Annotated in this window: 13 protein-coding genes; 4 read left to right on the top strand and 9 right to left on the bottom strand. The window is 68.2% G+C overall.

Annotated features, from left to right (window positions below; all coding sequences use genetic code 11):
* Positions 1–20: 20 nt before the first annotated feature.
* Positions 21–797 (bottom strand): amino acid ABC transporter ATP-binding protein, encoded by a 777-nt coding sequence (locus tag ACWTPI_RS33550; protein ID WP_454733939.1) that lies wholly within the window; start codon positions 795–797, stop codon positions 21–23.
* 118 nt (positions 798–915) lie between these two features.
* Between ACWTPI_RS33550 and ACWTPI_RS33545 the strand changes: the two genes are divergently transcribed.
* Together ACWTPI_RS33545 and ACWTPI_RS33540 are read left to right on the top strand one after the other, a co-directional pair.
* Positions 916–1,809 (top strand): LysR substrate-binding domain-containing protein, encoded by an 894-nt coding sequence (locus ACWTPI_RS33545; RefSeq protein WP_063826850.1) that lies wholly within the window; start codon positions 916–918, stop codon positions 1,807–1,809.
* 167 nt (positions 1,810–1,976) lie between these two features.
* Positions 1,977–2,585: a helix-turn-helix domain-containing protein gene (locus ACWTPI_RS33540; RefSeq protein ID WP_454733938.1), complete on the top strand. Its 609-nt coding sequence runs from the start codon at positions 1,977–1,979 to the stop codon at positions 2,583–2,585.
* A gap of 66 nt (positions 2,586–2,651) precedes the next feature.
* Here the strand turns inward: ACWTPI_RS33540 and ACWTPI_RS33535 are convergent, their stop codons facing one another.
* From ACWTPI_RS33535 to ACWTPI_RS33525, 3 genes are all read right to left on the bottom strand, one after another.
* Positions 2,652–3,593, bottom strand: a complete 942-nt coding sequence (locus tag ACWTPI_RS33535) for an electron transfer flavoprotein subunit alpha/FixB family protein (protein WP_454734061.1) — start codon at positions 3,591–3,593, stop codon at positions 2,652–2,654.
* A complete protein-coding gene (locus ACWTPI_RS33530; RefSeq protein WP_454733937.1) occupies positions 3,593–4,342 on the bottom strand; it encodes an electron transfer flavoprotein subunit beta/FixA family protein in 750 nt (249 codons plus the stop codon). The genes ACWTPI_RS33535 and ACWTPI_RS33530 overlap by 1 nt, the downstream gene beginning before the upstream one ends.
* A gap of 62 nt (positions 4,343–4,404) precedes the next feature.
* Entirely contained in the window at positions 4,405–6,855 is a 2,451-nt protein-coding gene (locus ACWTPI_RS33525) for a GcvT family protein (RefSeq protein ID WP_454733936.1), read from the bottom strand.
* A gap of 263 nt (positions 6,856–7,118) precedes the next feature.
* Between ACWTPI_RS33525 and purU the strand changes: the two genes are divergently transcribed.
* Positions 7,119–8,009 (top strand): formyltetrahydrofolate deformylase, encoded by an 891-nt coding sequence (gene purU / locus ACWTPI_RS33520; RefSeq protein ID WP_052165831.1) that lies wholly within the window; start codon positions 7,119–7,121, stop codon positions 8,007–8,009.
* A 96-nt stretch (positions 8,010–8,105) separates the two neighbouring features.
* On the opposite strand, the gene ACWTPI_RS33515 is transcribed toward purU, so the two are convergent.
* From ACWTPI_RS33515 to ACWTPI_RS33500, 4 genes are all read right to left on the bottom strand, one after another.
* The gene (locus tag ACWTPI_RS33515; protein ID WP_454733935.1) at positions 8,106–9,863 is read right to left on the bottom strand and encodes a gamma-glutamyltransferase family protein; all 1,758 of its coding nucleotides are present in this window, start codon (positions 9,861–9,863) and stop codon (positions 8,106–8,108) included.
* 81 nt (positions 9,864–9,944) lie between these two features.
* Positions 9,945–10,892, bottom strand: a complete 948-nt coding sequence (locus ACWTPI_RS33510) for a Bug family tripartite tricarboxylate transporter substrate binding protein (RefSeq protein ID WP_454733934.1) — start codon at positions 10,890–10,892, stop codon at positions 9,945–9,947.
* A gap of 488 nt (positions 10,893–11,380) precedes the next feature.
* On the bottom strand, positions 11,381–12,367 hold the full coding sequence (locus ACWTPI_RS33505; protein WP_020202174.1) for a LysR substrate-binding domain-containing protein: 987 nt from the start codon (positions 12,365–12,367) through the stop codon (positions 11,381–11,383).
* 69 nt (positions 12,368–12,436) lie between these two features.
* On the bottom strand, positions 12,437–14,308 hold the full coding sequence (locus tag ACWTPI_RS33500; RefSeq protein ID WP_454733933.1) for a CocE/NonD family hydrolase: 1,872 nt from the start codon (positions 14,306–14,308) through the stop codon (positions 12,437–12,439).
* 388 nt (positions 14,309–14,696) lie between these two features.
* Between ACWTPI_RS33500 and ACWTPI_RS33495 the strand changes: the two genes are divergently transcribed.
* On the top strand, positions 14,697–15,671 hold the full coding sequence (locus tag ACWTPI_RS33495) for a Bug family tripartite tricarboxylate transporter substrate binding protein (RefSeq protein WP_029043416.1): 975 nt from the start codon (positions 14,697–14,699) through the stop codon (positions 15,669–15,671).
* 68 nt (positions 15,672–15,739) lie between these two features.
* Here ACWTPI_RS33495 and ACWTPI_RS33490 read toward each other — a convergent pair whose 3' ends face one another.
* A complete protein-coding gene (locus ACWTPI_RS33490) occupies positions 15,740–16,525 on the bottom strand; it encodes an IclR family transcriptional regulator (RefSeq protein WP_020202177.1) in 786 nt (261 codons plus the stop codon).
* Positions 16,526–16,531 lie beyond the last annotated feature (6 nt).

The raw sequence follows: 16,531 nt of genomic DNA, 5'->3' as shown, positions 1-16,531 counted from the left end.
GGAAATTCGGGCGGAAGAATTCAGGAGGAAAGCTGGCTGAGGAACCTGCGGGCGCGCTCGGTGGCGGGCGCGGAAAAGAACTGGCCCGGTGGCGCGTCTTCGACGATGCGCCCGGCATCCATGAAGACCACGCGCGAGCAGACGTCGCTGGCGAAGCCCATCTCATGGGTGACCACCAGCATGGTCATGCCCTCGCGGGCCAGCTCGCGCATCACCAGCAGCACCTCCTGGCGCAGCTCGGGGTCGAGCGCGGAGGTGGGCTCGTCGAACAGCAGGATCTTGGGCGTCATGGCCAGCGCGCGGGCGATGGCCACGCGCTGCTGCTGGCCGCCGGACAGGCGCCTGGGGTAGTCGTCGCGCTTGCCCAGCAGGCCGACCTTGTCGAGCAGCGGCTCGGCCTTTTTCACGGCGGCGTCGCGGTCCATGCGGCGCACGCGGATCAGCGCCTCGATGACGTTTTCCATCACCGACAGGTGCGGCCACAGGTTGAACTGCTGGAACACCATGCCGACGTCGGCCCGCACCGCCCTGGCGGCCCGGGCGATGTCGCGGCCGGGTTTGGGGCAGGCGACGCGCTGGCCTTCGACGAACACCTCGCCTTCGGTCAGCGTCTCGAGCATCGCCAGGCAGCGCAGCAGGGTCGTCTTGCCGGAGCCGCTGGGGCCGATCAGCGAAACGACTTCGCCGCGGGCCACGGAAAAGTCGATGCCATGCAGCACCGGCTTGCCGCCGGGAAACGTCTTGACGACGCCGCGGGCCGACATGAGGAGGTTGGGGAAATCTGCGTCGGACGTCATCACGGCTCACATATTGAAGTTGAATCTACCTTGCAATCTGCGTGCCATCCTCGCCGCGCCGTGTTTTTCGATCCATTGATTTTGCTGGGTTTTCAATCCATAATCGATTCATATGGATATGCTCGAAATCAGGCAGCTTGAGGTCTTTCGCACCGTCATGGAGCGCGGCTCCGCCACCCTTGCCGCACAGGTTCTGGGCATCAGCCAGCCCGCCGTCAGCACCCTGCTCAACAAACTGGAAGAGGCCGTGGGCTATGCGCTGTTCGTTCGCGAGCACCGCCGGCTGACGCCGACGGCCGAAGCCATCGCGCTGGTCGGGGAGGTCGCCGAGGTGCTGGACCGGCACGCCCAGCTGTCGCGCACGGCGCACGACATCCACGAAACCCGGGCCGGCTCGCTCACCATCGCCAGCCACCCGGGGCCGAGCATTTCCTGGCTGCCTCCGGTCATCGCGCGCTTCGTGGCGACGCGGCCGGGCGTCACGGTCAAGCTGATCTCGCGCCAGTCGCAGGGCGTGCGCGACCTCATCCCCTCGCGCGCATTCGACCTCGCCGTGGCCGAGCTGCCGGTCGAGCATCCGCTGGTCGCCGTCAATCGCTACCAGATGTCGTTCGTGGCGGTGCTGCACCGTGACAATCCGCTGGCGAAGCATCCCGTGCTCACCCCGCGCCTGCTCGACGGCACGCCCTTCATCGGCATGTTCCGGGGCCATGCCGCCCAGCTGGGCGCCAGCAAGGTGTTCGACGAGGCGGGCGCGCACCTGCGCATCGTCGCCGAGTGCGACTACTTCGCCAGCGCGATCTCGCTCGCGGCGCGCGGCGTCGGCGTCGCGCTGGTGGACCCGATCAGCGCCGAGGACATGAAATCGGATGCGCTGCTCGTGCGCCCGTTCTCGCCGCCGCTGGCCTATCACTTCGCGGTCTTCCATCCGCACGACCGGCCGATGTCGAAGCTGGCCTACGCCTTTGCCGCCGAGTTCGACGAATATCTGCTGGCGCACGGCGCCTTGTGATCCGGCGAATGTGAACAAGGCGAGGCCTGGCGGCCGGGCGCGAATCGAGCGGGCAGACGCCGGGAAGGTGCCAGGAATCTTTGTGGGTAAAAAAATGGAGTAGAATTTTTCCATCCGAAAAAATGGAAAAATTCAGGGTGGCTCTCTCCGTGGGGCTCGAACGAACCATGCCAGAACATCCGCAAGCCATGAATGTCGTTGAACAGGCCGACGGGCCCGTGCTGGATACCGCTGCGCTGGGCGCGGAGATCCGCAAGCTGCGCAAGGCCAGGGGGAAGACCCTGGCGGACCTCGCCGGAGCGGCGGGCCGCTCGACGAGCTTCATGAGCCAGCTGGAAAGAGGGCGCGCCGAAATGTCCATCTCGGACCTCAAGCGGGTGGCGCTGACGCTGGGGGTGCCGCTCGGCTGGTTCTTCGTGAGCGAATCGAAGCCGGCCGCGGAAGTGGGGCGGGTCCAGCGCGCCGGCTCGCGGCGGCGGCTGGGCACCGTCACGGACGGCCTTGTCGAAGAACTGCTGTCGCCGAACATCGGCGGTTCGTTCGAGACGTTCCTCAGCACATTCGAGCCGGGAGCGATGCTGCTGGAGCCGAGCCTGCGCGATACGGAGGAAGAGGGCTATCTCGTGAAGGGACGGCTCGACGTCTGGATCGGCGAGCACTTCTTCGAGCTCAATGCCGGCGACAGTTTCCGCATCGAGCGCGAGCCGTTCCGCTGGGCGAATCGCGGCAGGATCGAGGCGGTGGTGGTGTGGGTGATCGCGCCACCCACGTACTGAACCGGCATTTCCAGGGGGCCACCCCACGTCCCTTCTGCGCCCCTTCCCCACCCCTTCCCCGCCCCGCTAGCCCGCGGCGTCCAGCGCCTGCGTCAGGGCAGGCAAGACGTCAAACAGATCGCCCACCAGGCCGATGTCGGCCACCTGGAAGATGGGCGCGTCGGCATCCTTGTTGATGGCCACGATGGTCTTCGAATCCTTCATGCCGGCGAGGTGCTGAATCGCGCCTGAGATGCCGACGGCAATGTACAGGTCCGCGGCGACGACCTTCCCGGTCTGCCCCACCTGCGCGTCGCTGGGTGCGAAGCCGGCATCGACCGCCGCGCGCGAAGCGCCTATCGCCGCGTTGAGCTTGTCCGCGAGGGACTCCAGCAGCCGGAAGTTCTCCCTGGAGGCCATGCCGCGTCCCCCGGACACCACGACCGAGGCCGTGGTGAGTTCCGGACGGCCGCTCGCCGTCGCGGTGCCGCGGATGAACTTCGCGAGTCCCGGGCCTTCGTTCCACGACAGCGGGACGATCTCGGCGGCGACGTCGGACTGGCCCGCCGGGGCGAATCTGGTGGCACGGACGGTGACGACCTTTTTCGCGTCGGCCGAGCGCACCACGGCGTTGGCATTGCCCGCGTAGACCGGGCGCTCGAACGTATCGGGAGAGACGACCGCGCTGATCTCCGAAATCTGCGAGACGTCGAGCAGCGCGGCCGCCCTGGGAAGGACATTCTTGCCGGCGCTGGTCGCGGCGGCGACGATGTAGTCGTAATCGGCGGCAAGCGTCACGAGCAGCGGCGCCACGTCCTCGGGAAGCTGGTTCGCCAGCGACGCGGCCTGCGCCTGGAGGACGCGCCGAACGCCCTGGAGATGCGCCGCCTGCCCGGCCGCCGCGCGGCAGTCCGCGCCGCAGACCAGGATATCGACGTCGGCGCTCATCTGCCGCGCGGCAGTGACGGCGTTGCGCGCGGCGGGATTCAGTCCCCCCGCGCCGGTCTCGGCAAAGACGAGTGCGGCCATCATGCGTCCTCCAGAACGGCGCTGATTTCACTGACCAGTTCGGCAACGCCGCGGACTTTCCGTCCGGCCTTGCGTTCTTCCGGCGGGCGCACTTCCAGGACGGACAGGCGCGGCGCCACGTCGACACCGAGGCTGTCCGGCGTCACGGACGCGATCTCTTTCTTCCTGGCCTTCATGATGCTCGGCAGCGACGCATGCCTGGGATCGTTGAGGCGCAGGTCCACGGAGACCACCGCCGGCAACGCCAGTTCGACTTCCTCGGTGCCCGCGTCGACCTCTCGCGTGACCTGCAGGACATCCCCGGCAAGGCGCAATGCCGAGGCCGACGTGCCTTGAGGCCATCCCAGCAGCCCGGCCGCCATCTGCGCGGTCTGGTTGCAGTCGTCATCGATGGCCTGCTTCCCCAGGAGCACGAGCCGCGGCGCTTCCCGCGCCACCAGGGCCGCGATCACCTTCGCCACGGCCAGCGGTTCCGTGGCCTGGTCCGTCTGCACCAGGATCCCGCGATCCGCGCCCATCGCCAGGGCCGTGCGTATCGTCTCGGCCGCGCGGTCGGGGCCCACGGAGAAGACGATGACCTCGGCGGCGGCGCCGGCCTCCTTGAGGCGCACGGCCTGCTCCACGGCCACTTCGTCAAACGGGTTGATGGACATCTTGACGTTGTCGGTGTCCACGCCGGAGCGGTCGGACCTGACACGGACGTTCACGTTGAAGTCCACCACCCTCTTCACGCCAACCAGGACTTTCATCTGTTGCACCGTCATACGTGGAATACGTTGAGTAGGTTGAGTACGTGGATCGAGGCTGTTCCCTAGCACTTGATGCGCAGGTTCCTGGGGTCGTAGAAGGGCGACAGGCTCGCCTGTGCGGGGATGCGCTGCCACGCCACTTCGATCTCGAAGGTGTTCCGCGCGAGCCAGTCCGCGGTGACGCCGTCGGGGTTCGTCACATACCCCATGCCCAGCGAGGCGCCGAGGCGGTGTCCGAACATGCCGGAGGTAATCGAGCCGACGATCCTGCCATCGCACCAGATCGGTTCTTCGTGATGGAGAAGCTTGCCCGGGTCCGCCAGCTGGAACTGGACCAGCCGCCTCTTGAGCGGACCGGCCGCCCTGGCCTGCCGCAGGGCGTCGTCGCCAATGAAGCCGCCCGGCTTTTCCCATGCCACGCAGAAGCCGAGGCCCGCTTCGAGCGGGTTGTCCTCGATGGTGAGGTCATGCCCCCAATGCCGGTAGCCCTTCTCGGTGCGGCAGCTGTTCATGGCGTGGTAGCCGGCCAGGGTGAGGCCGAATTCGCCGCCCGCGGCGCTGAGCGTCTCGAACACATGCAGGGCGAACTCGGTCGGGATGTACAGTTCCCATCCGAGCTCCCCGACGAACGTGATCCGGCTGGCCCGCACGCGCGCGTATCCGATCTGGATTTCCCGGGAGGTGGCGAAGGGGAACGCCTCGTTGGAGAGGTCCTCTTCCGAAACCTTCTGCAACAGCGCGCGCGCGTTCGGCCCCATGACGCCAAGGACCGCCATGCCGGAAGACACGTCGGTGGCGACGCAGCGGCAGTCGGCGGGAATGTTCCGCTCGAGCCAGGAGAAGTCCCTGGTCTGCGTGGCGCCGGCGGTCACGACGAGGTAGGACCGGGGGCCGGTGCGGGTGATGGTCAGGTCCGCCTCGATGCCGCCGTGCGGGTTGAGCCACTGGGTGTACACCATCTTGCCCACGGGGACGTCGACATCGGACACCGAGATCCGGTTCAGCGCCCGCGTCGCATCGGGACCCTGCACGAGGAATTTGGCGAACGACGTCTGATCGAACAGCGCGACCGCGTCTCGGACCGCGCGGCATTCGCGCGCGGCGTTCTCGAACCAGTTCTGCGGTCCCCACGAATACGCGTACTTCGCCTGCGCGCCCGGCTCGGCATACCAGTTCGCGCGTTCCCAGCCGGACACTTCGCCCATGACCGCGCCCGCCGCCACGAGGCGGTCATGCAGCGGCGAGCGGCGGGCGCCGCGGGCGGTCTCGAACTGGCGGAACGGCCAGTGCATCGCGTAGAGCAGGCCGAGGGTCTCGGTCGTGCGCTCGCGAAGATAGGTTCGCGTGCCCTGGAAGGGATGCATGCGGCGCACGTCCACGTCGGACAGGTCGACCGGCGGCCGGCGGTCGCGGATCCATTCGGCGAGCGCCTTGCCCGCGCCGCCGGAGCTCTGGATGCCGATGGAGTTGAATCCGCAGGCAACGAAGAGGTCCTTGACCTCCGCGGTTTCGCCCAGCAGATACCGGTCGTCGGGCGTGAAGCTCTCCGGGCCGTTGAAGAAGGTCTTGATCCCGGTGGTCTGCAGGACGGGAACCCGCTCCGCGGCGCTCGTCAGGATCGGCTCGAAGTGGTCGAAGTCGTCGGGCAGGGCATCGAAGCAGAAATCCTCGGGGATGCCCTTCATCCCCCAGGGCTTCGCCACGGGCTCGAACGCGCCCAGCAGGAGTTTCCCGGCGTCTTCCTTGTAGTAGGCGCATTCGTCGGGCACGCGCAGGACCGGAAGATTGCCGGGCAGGCCGTCGATGGCTTCGGTCACGATGTAGAAGTGCTCCGCGGCATGGAGCGGGATCGACACGCCGACCTGCGCCGCCAGTTCCCGGGACCACATGCCGGCGGCAAGCACCACGGTGCCGGCCTTGATGACGCCTTCTTCGGTCTGCACGCCGACCGCCTTGCCGTTCTCGACGAGCAGCTTCTCGACCTTCAGGTTCTCCACGACCTTGGCGCCGCGCATGCGGGCCCCCTTGGCGAAGGCCTGGGTGATGTCGGTGGGGTTTGCCTGCCCGTCCTTGGGCAGGAACACGCCGCCCACCGCGTCCTTGAGGTTGAGCATGGGCCACAGCCTCTTGATGTCGGACGGGCCGACGACCTGCACATCGAGGCCGAAGTTCTTCGCCATCGACGCGCCGCGCCTGAGCTCTTCGAAACGGGCCGCATTGAGCGCCAGGCTGATCGAGCCATTCTGCTTGAAGCCGGTGGCCTGCCCGGTTTCGCGCTCGAGCTCGTAGAGCAGGTCGGACGTGTACTTTGCCAGTTCCGTCATTTGCCGGCTGTTCCGCAGCTGGCCGATGAGGCCGGCGGCGTGCCAGGTCGTGCCGCAAGTCAGCTGCCTGCGCTCGAGCAGGACGACATCGGTGATGCCGAGCCTGGTCAGGTGGTATGCGATCGAGCATCCCACGATACCGCCACCGACGATGACGACTTCTGCCTGGGCAGGAACTCTGTTTGCCATGAATGGATCCTTGTGGTTCCGAGAAGTCCCGACGCAAGGCTTCACCACGCCGCGCTCCCGGAAGATGCCTTGCCGGGCACCGTTCCACGCGGTCCCCGGGCGCATGCCGCGGGCGCGGATGTTGCGTTGGTCAGGTCCAGAATTTCTTTTGATGACTATAAATCTACAAAAAACTTCTCGCAAGAAAAATTTAGTGATATATTTTTTTCACACAAGGAATCAAAAAATTCGGCCGACCAACCCTCTTTCATCCGCCAACGCCCATGCAATCCCATTCCCCAGCACGCCAAGCGTCCGTCCCCAGCTCCTATGTGCTCAAGGTGGCGTGTCCCGGCACGCGCGGCATCGTCGCCGCCATCGGCAACTTCCTTGCGGACCGGGGCTGCAACATCACGGAGATGGCCCAGTACGACGACGAGAACCAGGGCCGCTACTTTTCCCGGGTCGTGTTCCGCACGGACACCACTCCGGCGCCCTCGCTGGAGGAGCTGCGCGACGCGTTCAAGGCGACCGCGGCACGTTTCGACATGGAGTGGAACCTGCGGTCCCGGGACGAGCGGGCGCGGGTCCTCGTGATGGTGTCGAAGTTCGACCACTGCCTGGAAGATCTGCTGTATCGCCAGCGGACGGGAGAGCTGCCCATGACCATCACCGCGGTGGTGTCGAACCACGAGGCCCTCAGGCATCTCGTGGAGCGGCACGACATCCCGTTCCACGTCCTGCCCGTGACGCCCGAGACGAAGTCGGAACAGGAAGCCAGGCTGCTGCAGCTCGTCGCGCAGACGCGCAGCGAGCTGGTGGTGCTGGCGCGCTACATGCAGGTGCTGTCGGACGAGTTGTGCCGCGCGCTGTCCGGCAAAGCGATCAACATCCACCACTCGTTCCTGCCCGGGTTCAAGGGCGCGAAGCCGTATCACCAGGCATACGAGCGCGGCGTGAAGCTGATCGGCGCAACGGCGCACTACGTCACCGGCGACCTCGACGAGGGCCCCATCATCGAACAGGTCGTGGAGCGCGTCGATCACGTCTTTGGCCCCGACCTGCTGGTCGCGGCCGGACGGGACTCCGAAAAGGTGGCGCTCGCGCGCGCCGTGAAATTCCATATCGAGAGCCGCGTATTCCTGAACGGCAACAAGACGGTCGTCTTCAGGTAAGCGACGAACGGGCCGCGGTGGCTGCCGCGCCCCGGCGTCGGGAAGCCAGCCCGAAGGGTTGACCTCCCGAAGCCCCGCGCGCGTCCGGTCCCGGCCTTACCAGCCGAGCGCCGACGAAGCGGCCCGCCGGGGATCCGCGCCGGCCTCGTACACGCCGCGCTCGAGGTCGTGCCGCACCGTGCAGACCCCGCCCGCGCGCCAGAGGCGGTCCGGCCAGATGACCACCTCATGCCCCAGGTCCGAAAGCGCCTGCGCCGTGGCCTGCGCGATGCGGCCCTCCAGGCAGAGCCGGCCGGGAAAGGCCTTGTGCGGGGAAAACGAGTCCGGATGGCTGTACGTGATGAAGCGCGGGGCTTCGATGGCGGTCTGCGGATCCATGCCGAAGACTTCCATATTGAGAAGGACCTGGATATTGGCCTGCGTCTGGCTGTCGCCGCCCGGGCTGCCGATGGGCATGACCATTTTTCCGGGCCGCATGACCAGGGCCGGACTTGGCGTGAGCCGGGGCCGCTTTCCCGGGGCGAGGCAGGAGGCGTGCCCGCTCAGCGCCCAGGACTGCGAGCCGCGCGAAGATGGCGCGAGGCCCGTTCCCGGGATGACCGGGGTGTCGCTGCACACGTCGCTCGGGGCGATGCAGATCGCGTTGCCGGCGTGGTCGACCACGGTGACGCAGGACGTATCGAACGGGCCGCCTGCCTGGCCACCGGCGTCGCCGCTGGCGGCCGGCCGGGTGTTCGCCCCCGATGGCGGAAGACCGGGCCAGGCGCGGTCCTCGCGGATGAGCTTGCGCCTTTCGTCGGCATAGCGGTCGGACAGCAGCCAGTCGGCCGGCGTGTCGTTGAATCGCGGATCGCCATAGAATGCCTCCCGGTCCGCGAAGACCAGCTTGAGTGCTTCGGCGACGTGGTGGATATAGGCCGGGGTGTTGTGCCCCATCTGCTTGAGATCGAAACCCTTGAGCAGGTTCAGCGCCTGGCCCAGCGTCGGTCCCTGGCACCAGAAGCCGCACGCATGGATTTCCAGGTCGTGGTAGCGCGTCACCACGGGCCGTTCGAACTTCACCTCGAAGTTCGCCATGTCCCCGGGCGTGAGCCAGCCCCCGTGGGCGGCGTGGTAGCCGGTTATCTTCTTCGCGATGTCGCCCTTGTAGAAGGCGTCGCGCGCGGCCTGCAATCCCGCCAGCCGGCTGCCGCCACGCGCCAGCGCGGCATGCTCTTCGTCGATCAGATACTGGATGCTGCCGGCAAGGTCGCTCTGGACGAAAAGCGCCCCCACCGCGGGGACGTCCCCGCCGGGCAGGTAGATGTCGCGGTTGGACGGCCATCGCTCGAGCTTGTGCTTCACCATCTGCAACTGCTCGTGCATGAACGGATACATCAGGAAGCCTTCGCGGGCGAAGCGCAGGGCGAAAGAAGCGACCGTGCCGAACGAAAGCGTGCCGAAGTCGCCGAGCGCCTTGATGAATGCCGCGGGCGCGGCCGGCACCACGGTTCTGAGGAGGCCCTCGGGGATCTCGCCGCCATGCTCCTTCCTGATGTGCTCGAGGCTCGCGGCCGCGGGCCACACGCCAAGGCCGTCGATCGTCACCACTTCGCGGCGGTTGGCGAGGTAGATGATCATCGGCGCGACGCCCGCGATGTTCACCTGGTCGCTGTGCACCACGCCGAGCACCAGGCCCGCGGCGACGCCGGCGTCTATGGCGTTGCCTCCCGCCTCGAGTATCTGGAAGGCAGCCTGGGTGGCGAGGTAGTGGCCGGTCGACACGCAATGGCGGCGCGCGGCAATGACGGCGCGGCCCGCCTTGTACGCGCTTTCGACACTCGAGCCCGACTGGGAAACGGAATCAACCGACATAGCTCCTCGATCCTTTGCATGCTGCCCGCATCGGGCTTCGATGACGGGAATTCGAACAGGAAAAACAGCCGGTGACGGCCATCATTCGATCTTGATACCCGCGCTCTTGATCAGGGTACCTTGCTGGTCAAACTGCTGTTTCACGAACGTCTCGAAATCGCTGCCGTACCGGTTGGCGGGCTCCGTGCCGAGCGCGCGGAGCTTCTGCTGCACCTCGGGCTGGGTCAGGGCCTTCTGCAGCGCGTCGACCAGGCGTTTCGTCACGTTGGGCGGGAGGCCCGCGGGGCCCCAGATGCCCTGCCAGTTCGAGTAGCTGAAATCCTTGAGGCCGAGTTCCGCCAATGTGGGAAGCTCGGGATTGTTCAGCGTGCGGGCGGGGCTCGTGACGGCAAGCGCGCGGAGCTGGCCGCTCTTCAGGAAGGGCGCGACCGAGGGGCCCTGCTCGAACATGATCTGCACCTGGCCACCCACGAGGTCGGTAAGGGCCGGGGCGCTCCCCTTGTAGGGAATGTGCCGCATCTCGATGCCCGCGGCCCGCGCGAACAGCTCCGCGGCCATATGCGAGGCGGACCCCGCGCTGTTGGTGGCGAAGTTGATCTGCCCCGGATGCGCCTTTGCGTAAGCGATGAGCTCCGGCACGGTCTTGTATGGCAGATCCTTGTTTGCGACCAGCACGAACGGAATGCTGTTGACCTGCGCGAGCGGCGTGAAGTCCTTGATCGCGTCGTTCGGCACCTTGGTCAGATGCGGAAGGATGGTATGGATCGAGGTGTTCAGGAGCAGCGTGTTGCCGTCCGGGGCCGAGCGCGCCACCGTGCCGGCCCCGATCGAGCCGCTCGCGCCGGCGCGGTTGTCGATGATCACCGTCTGGTCGAGCGCCGCGCCCAAGGCCGGCGCGACGGTCCGGGCAACGATATCGGTGGGTCCCCCGGCGGGGTAGGGCACGATGAGCCGCAGCGGCACGCCGCTTGCCGACCACGCCTGGCCCGCGAGCCCGAGGGTGAGGCCTAGGAGAATGCTGGACAACATCTGGAAAACTGGGGACCGCATCGTGAAGCTCCTTCAACGTAGCCAATCTGAACGGACGCAGCCAGGTGTGAGCTACCTGGAAGTACAAGAGAAATTCTGTGTACTCAAGTTTTCTGTGCAAAAATTATGCCACGTTTTTTTCTCGAATAGCGTGCTGGTATGTTGGTTTTTTTCGTCATGCCGCACCAAACCGGGGCCGGGGGACGTGCGCTGGCGCCCGCCGCCGTGCGGCAATGGCGGAACGGCGCCCGTCGGGCGCGGGCGTCGTGACGGCCGGCGGGCATGTCCGTGCGGCATGCGGCGCGCGCGATTCTCTCGCGGATCATCGGCGGGGTGAAACGGTCTACCGCGCGTGGGCGGGAAGGTCTTGCGCCGTGGCTATGGCACGAATGGCGTCCCCATGCGCGCGGCCGGGGCGGAGATGCGGGGCACGAAGCGTGCGCTTTCGCTGCGCGGCGAGGCCGGCGCATCCGCGGCAACGCGCCGGGCTAGCCGCCCCCGCCGTCCCCGTTGCCCTCGCCGCCCTCGTTGCCCTCGCCGCGCTGGCCCAGCAGGCGGCTCAGCGGGCTGACGCCTTTCCAGGTGCGCGTGGCGATGGCCTCGCCGATCAGCCGGAGCAGGGCGTCTTCCACGGTCTTGCAGGCCAGGCTCAGGCGCGCGGAGCCCGCTACGCACAGGAACACGCGCCGCACCAGCGACGAATCGGAAATCGGCACGCAGGCGAATGCGTCCGGGTGCTCGGTCGCCAGCGCGCTCCACGGCAGGATCGTCCATCCCATGCCGGCGCGGACCGCGGCAAGCAGGACCGAGGTCGCGCTGGTTTCCGCCACGAGTTTGAGTTCGAGTCCGGCGGCGACGAACGCCCGGTCCGTCAGCACCCGGATCGAATTGGGAAAGCTCGGCAGCAGCAACGGCAGCGCCGCCATTTCAGCCAGCGTCAGCGCCGTGTCGCGCTGCGCCGGGGCGGGGCCGACGGCCATGAGGTCTTCGTCGAGCAGCGGCACCAGATGCATGTTGGGACGCTGCTGGGCATCCATCGCGATGCAGAGATCGAGCTTCTGCGCCGTCACCAGTTCCGCCAGGTCGGCGCTGCTGCCCTCGACGATCTCGACGGTCACGTCGGGGACGCTGCCGCTGACGAATTGCAGCAGCGGCACGGCCAGCACGCGGGAGGTGCTGGTGGGCAGGCCGACCCGGACGTGGCCCGACGGCACGTCGCGTCCGTGGCGCACGGCGGCGTGCGCTTCCTCCATCTGGCGCAGGACCATCTTGGCATGCCGGTACAGGATCTGGCCGGTCTCGGTGGGGCGCGCGCCGAACGGTCCGCGCACCAGCAGCTTCGCGCCCAGTTCGGCTTCGAGGTTGACCACGTGCTGGCTCAGCGACGGCTGGGCGATATGCAGCGCATCGGCTGCCGCGGTGATGCTCTCGAGTTCGACGATGCGCGCGAAATAGCGAAGCTGCCGGAAGTCCATGACGGGGGCGGAGGGAAGGACGGATGCCCACTCTAGCACCTCGGGTGGCGGGCGGGCATCGGGCCGGCGCTAGCGCCCGCCGGCAGGGTCGTCGGCGGGATCCGCGGCAGGATCCGCCACCGGCACGTCGAGATGGCAGCCTTCGCCGCCGCCCATCGTCAGGGTCAGCAGCGGCGGGCGGCCGAGCGGAACCGGCGGGAAATGGCCGCGGTCGGCCCCGGCGACGGACACGCGCAGGCGGCTGCCGGCCGCCAGCGTCCACGCCACCGGCAGGAGCGCGAACGTGAGCGGCACGGCGGCGCCGGGCGTCAGGAGCTCGGCCTCGGCGCGGCGGTGCGCGCGATATGGCCACGTGGTGCGGTACTCCGCGGGGCACGGCTCCAGCTTCCGGTGGGACGCGCGCAGCATGCCCTCGGTGATGTAGCGGACCGTGCCGTTCGCCTCCACCTCCGACAGGTAGACGAAGAGCGCCGCGTCGGGCTGCGACGACGCCACGCGGAGATGGGCCACCACGTGGCCGGCGATCGCCAGCGGCGACGCCAGCGGCGCGGAATCGAAGTGGGGCAGCGCGGCTTCGCGCCGGCCCCAGTCGGCGTAGTAGTCCTCGATGTTGAGCGCGCCCAGGCGCTCGTAGCGCGTCTGCCGGCCGGTGGTCCAGTCGAAGCTGACCTGGGCGCGCACTTCCGTCGGCGCGGGCGCCGGCGTGTCGGCAAGCGTGCCGTCCCCGGCCAGGTAGAGCCGCGTGGCATCCGGCGCCGGCGGCCACGTGTCCGCCGGCTGCCAGCGGTCGTCGTGGATGCTGTGGTAGTGCACGCGGGCTTCGCGTTCGAGGCCGGTCGGCAGGCCGAGCAGGTGGTGATCGAAGAATCGCAGGACTTCGCCCAGCAGCGGGAAATCCGACGCGGCGTGGTCGCGCCACGGCGAGATGTTGGTGCGGGCCCCGTGGTCCCACGGGCCCAGCAGCAGGCGGCTGTCGTTCGACGGCAGCGAGAGAAAGCGCGTGATGGCGCCGTTGGCGTAGCCGCCGCCGTCGTACCAGCCCGAGATCGAATACACCGACACGTCCGGCGCGATGCCGTCGAGGTAGCGATAGGGGCTGCAGCTTCCCGAGTCGAGCGACGCATCGTGGAACGCCGCGCCGTCGCGGAAGGCGAATTCCGGCGCCAGGTCGGCCAGCGTGAAGTTGTTGCGGTGCTCGGCGATGGCCGCCGCGACGAGCGTGCCGTCCACGTCCTCGTCGCAGCGCTCGGGGCCCGCGAAGCGCGGGTCGTCGAAATAAGGAAACCCGGCCACCAGGTCGCGGCGGTCCTGGTCTAGCGCGAGCATCAGCTCGTCGTAGGCTTCCACCCAGACCTTGGACAGCATGCCGCCCGGATAGAGCTGCTCGCTGTAGATGTCGGACACCGAGAACAGCGGCGCGATCGCCTTGACCGCGGGGTGGCCCGTGCTGGCGAGAAAGCACGCGGCGGCGCCCAGGTAGGAAATGCCCGTGGAGCCGATCTTCCCGTTCGACCAGGGCTGGCCGGCGATCCATTCGGCCACTTCGTAATAGTCGTCGCGTTCGGTGGGCGAGCGCAGCGCGTCGCGCGTGCCGAAGCTCGCGCCGGTGCCGCGCACGTCCACCACCACGACCGCATAGCCCCTGGGCACGAACGCATCGTGGTACTTCGCGGTGTTGGGGCTGGGCTCGGCGCCCGCGCCCGACAGGCGGAAGCGCCGGTAGTACGGTGTGAAGATGACGACGGCCGGGAACGTCCGCGGCGCGGCTTGGCCCGGCAGCGGCTGCGGGACGTAGATGTCGGCGGCGAGGCGGCAGCCGTCCCGCATCGGCAGGTAGCGCGACGCCGGGCGGGCCGGAACGGAAAAGGTGGACGGGCGGCTTGCCAGGTAGGCGGACGGTGGCGTCAGCCACGCGTTGCCGCGGGTATCGATGTCGGACATGACTTGTGCGCTCTTGCGTGAGGGCCGAGGGCCCGGGGAGGGCCCGGGATGACGGCAGTCATGGTACGGAGCGCGGCGCGCCATCCGGAAAGACGAAATTCCGATCCGGTCATAGGCTGGTCCTATGACGATACGGTTTCGTGGGCGCCCGCGCGCCGGAGCATGACTGGCCTCGCGCATTCGCGCACTCGTTCTGTGCGCCGCGCCGCGGGGCTGCATTGCAATGGCGCGTCCGTGCCCCACCGGCGGGCAGGCGCGTCATGGTTTCCCGGGGGCATAGCCTTTGCCTATGTTGGCATCGACAATCCGTATTGGTTGTTCGGCGTGCGTATCCATACCATCGCTATGAAAATTCCGTGATTGGCTTCGCTTCGATGGGAGAGTGTTGATGTACCGACGTTTGATTGCTTCTGCGTTCATTGCCTCGGCGGCCATGTGTCATGGCGCCGCGCAGGCCGAGGATGCGTTTCCGAGCCGGCCGATCCGGATGATCGTGCCGCAGTCCGCGGGCTCGGGCGGCGACGTCGTGGCGCGGCTGCTTTCCGACCGCCTGTCGCAGGACCTCGGGCAGACCATCGTCGTCGACAACCGGCCGGGCGCGAACGGCATCGTCGCCATGAGCACGGTCGCCAAGGCGCAGCCGGATGGCTATACCGTGCTGCTCACGGGCGTGTCGCAGATCAGCTTCAACCCGCACCTGTATGCGTCGCTGCCGTACAACCCGCAGAAGGACTACACGTTCATCTCGCCGGTCGTCGACACGCCGTTCGTGCTGGTGGCCAGCAAGGCCAGCGGCATCACGTCGGCGCGGAGCTTCATCGACAAGGCCCGGCAGAAGCCGGGCGGGCTGACGTTCAGCAGCGCCGGCGTCGGCAACTCGACGCACCTGGCGATGGAAGTGGTGGCGGACAAGCTGGACCTGAAGATGACCCACGTCGCCTACAAGGGCTCCGGTCCGGCGCTGACCGGCGTGGTGGCGGGCGAGGTGGATGCGATGGTCAGCGTGCTCGGCGCGGCGCTGCCGCAGGTGACGGGAGGGACGGTGGTGCCGGTCGCGATCGTCGGGCCGCACCGCGTCAAGGAGCTGCCGAACGTGCCGACGCTGAAGGAGGCCGGCATCGACGCGCCGCTCATGCCGAGCTGGTACGCGCTGGTGGGCCCGGCCGGCATGGACCCGAAGGTCGTGACCCGCCTGAACGCCGCCGTGCAGTCCGCGCTGGCGGACCCGCAGATCAAGGCGAAGCTGGCTTCGCTCTACCTCTTCCCGGTCGTGGGCTCGGCCGAGGCCATCAGGCAGCGCGCCGTGTCCGAGTCGAAGGTCTGGGGCGACTTCATCCGCAAGCGGGGCATCCAGAGTTCGTGACGCGGCGCGCGGGGGTCGCCCGCGCTTCGCGTCGACGCGCGCCGCCTCGCGTCGCGCGCGCCGGGCGCTCAGGCGTTGAACAGCACCGACGCCACCCGGCCGGCGGCGGCCTCCAGCAGCGGGCGCCGGGCCAGCATCTCGTCGAGCGGCAGCCGCGCGCTGGGCGCGTGGACCGCGAGTCCCGCCAGCACCTTGCCCGCCGCGTCGCGCACCGGCACCGCCATCGCGTTGAGGCCGAGCGAGTCTTCCTCCTGGTTGATGGCGTAACCCTGGCTGCGGATCTGCGCCAGCGCGGCTTCGAGCGCCGGCACGGTGGCGAGCGTATTGCGCGTGTAGGCGGTCAGCGCGAGGCGCGGCAGCAGCTCGCGGCGCTGCGCGCCGGACAGGTGGGCGAGCAGCAGCTTGCCGATCGCGGTGCAGTGGGACGGCACGCGGCTGCCCGGGCGCAGCTGCACGCGCAGCGGCCAGTGGCATTCGACGCGGTCGACGTACAGGACTTCCTCCCCGTCGAGCACGCCGATGTTGCAGGTCTCGCCGATCTCGTCCACCAGCTCGGTGAGGATCTGGCGCGTGGCCAGCGACTGGCGCGGCGCCGACAGCGCCGCCACGCCGAGCTGGCGCAGGCGGGCGCCGAAGATGAAGCGGTCGCCGCCGGCCTCGCGCGCGAGCAGGTCCAGCTCCTCGAGCTGGCGCACGATGCGGTGCACGGTCTGCTTCGGCATGCCGGTGAATTCGGCCAGTTCGGCCAGGCTCAGGCCGCGCACCTGCTCTCCCAGCGTCTCCAGGATGCCCACCGCCTTTTCGAGCGCCGAACCCGTGGTGCGGGCGCGCTCCTGGTCTTCCATATCCATCATCAACAA

This window comes from Cupriavidus ulmosensis (assembly GCF_977008105.1).
This window is presented reverse-complemented; position numbering and strand designations above follow the sequence as displayed.

Excerpts from the sequence above, each read along its gene's own strand:
- ACWTPI_RS33550 (WP_454733939.1), bottom strand. The coding sequence starts at position 797 with ATGACGTCCGACGCAGATTTCCCCAACCTCCTCATGTCGGCCCGCGGC.
- ACWTPI_RS33545 (WP_063826850.1), top strand. The coding sequence starts at position 916 with ATGCTCGAAATCAGGCAGCTTGAGGTCTTTCGCACCGTCATGGAGCGC.
- ACWTPI_RS33540 (WP_454733938.1), top strand. The coding sequence starts at position 1,977 with ATGCCAGAACATCCGCAAGCCATGAATGTCGTTGAACAGGCCGACGGG.
- ACWTPI_RS33535 (WP_454734061.1), bottom strand. The coding sequence starts at position 3,593 with ATGGCCGCACTCGTCTTTGCCGAGACCGGCGCGGGGGGACTGAATCCC.
- ACWTPI_RS33530 (WP_454733937.1), bottom strand. The coding sequence starts at position 4,342 with ATGAAAGTCCTGGTTGGCGTGAAGAGGGTGGTGGACTTCAACGTGAAC.
- ACWTPI_RS33525 (WP_454733936.1), bottom strand. The coding sequence starts at position 6,855 with ATGGCAAACAGAGTTCCTGCCCAGGCAGAAGTCGTCATCGTCGGTGGC.
- purU (WP_052165831.1), top strand. The coding sequence starts at position 7,119 with ATGCAATCCCATTCCCCAGCACGCCAAGCGTCCGTCCCCAGCTCCTAT.
- ACWTPI_RS33515 (WP_454733935.1), bottom strand. The coding sequence starts at position 9,863 with ATGTCGGTTGATTCCGTTTCCCAGTCGGGCTCGAGTGTCGAAAGCGCG.
- ACWTPI_RS33510 (WP_454733934.1), bottom strand. The coding sequence starts at position 10,892 with ATGTTGTCCAGCATTCTCCTAGGCCTCACCCTCGGGCTCGCGGGCCAG.
- ACWTPI_RS33505 (WP_020202174.1), bottom strand. The coding sequence starts at position 12,367 with ATGGACTTCCGGCAGCTTCGCTATTTCGCGCGCATCGTCGAACTCGAG.
- ACWTPI_RS33500 (WP_454733933.1), bottom strand. The coding sequence starts at position 14,308 with ATGTCCGACATCGATACCCGCGGCAACGCGTGGCTGACGCCACCGTCC.
- ACWTPI_RS33495 (WP_029043416.1), top strand. The coding sequence starts at position 14,697 with ATGTACCGACGTTTGATTGCTTCTGCGTTCATTGCCTCGGCGGCCATG.
- ACWTPI_RS33490 (WP_020202177.1), bottom strand. The coding sequence starts at position 16,525 with ATGATGGATATGGAAGACCAGGAGCGCGCCCGCACCACGGGTTCGGCG.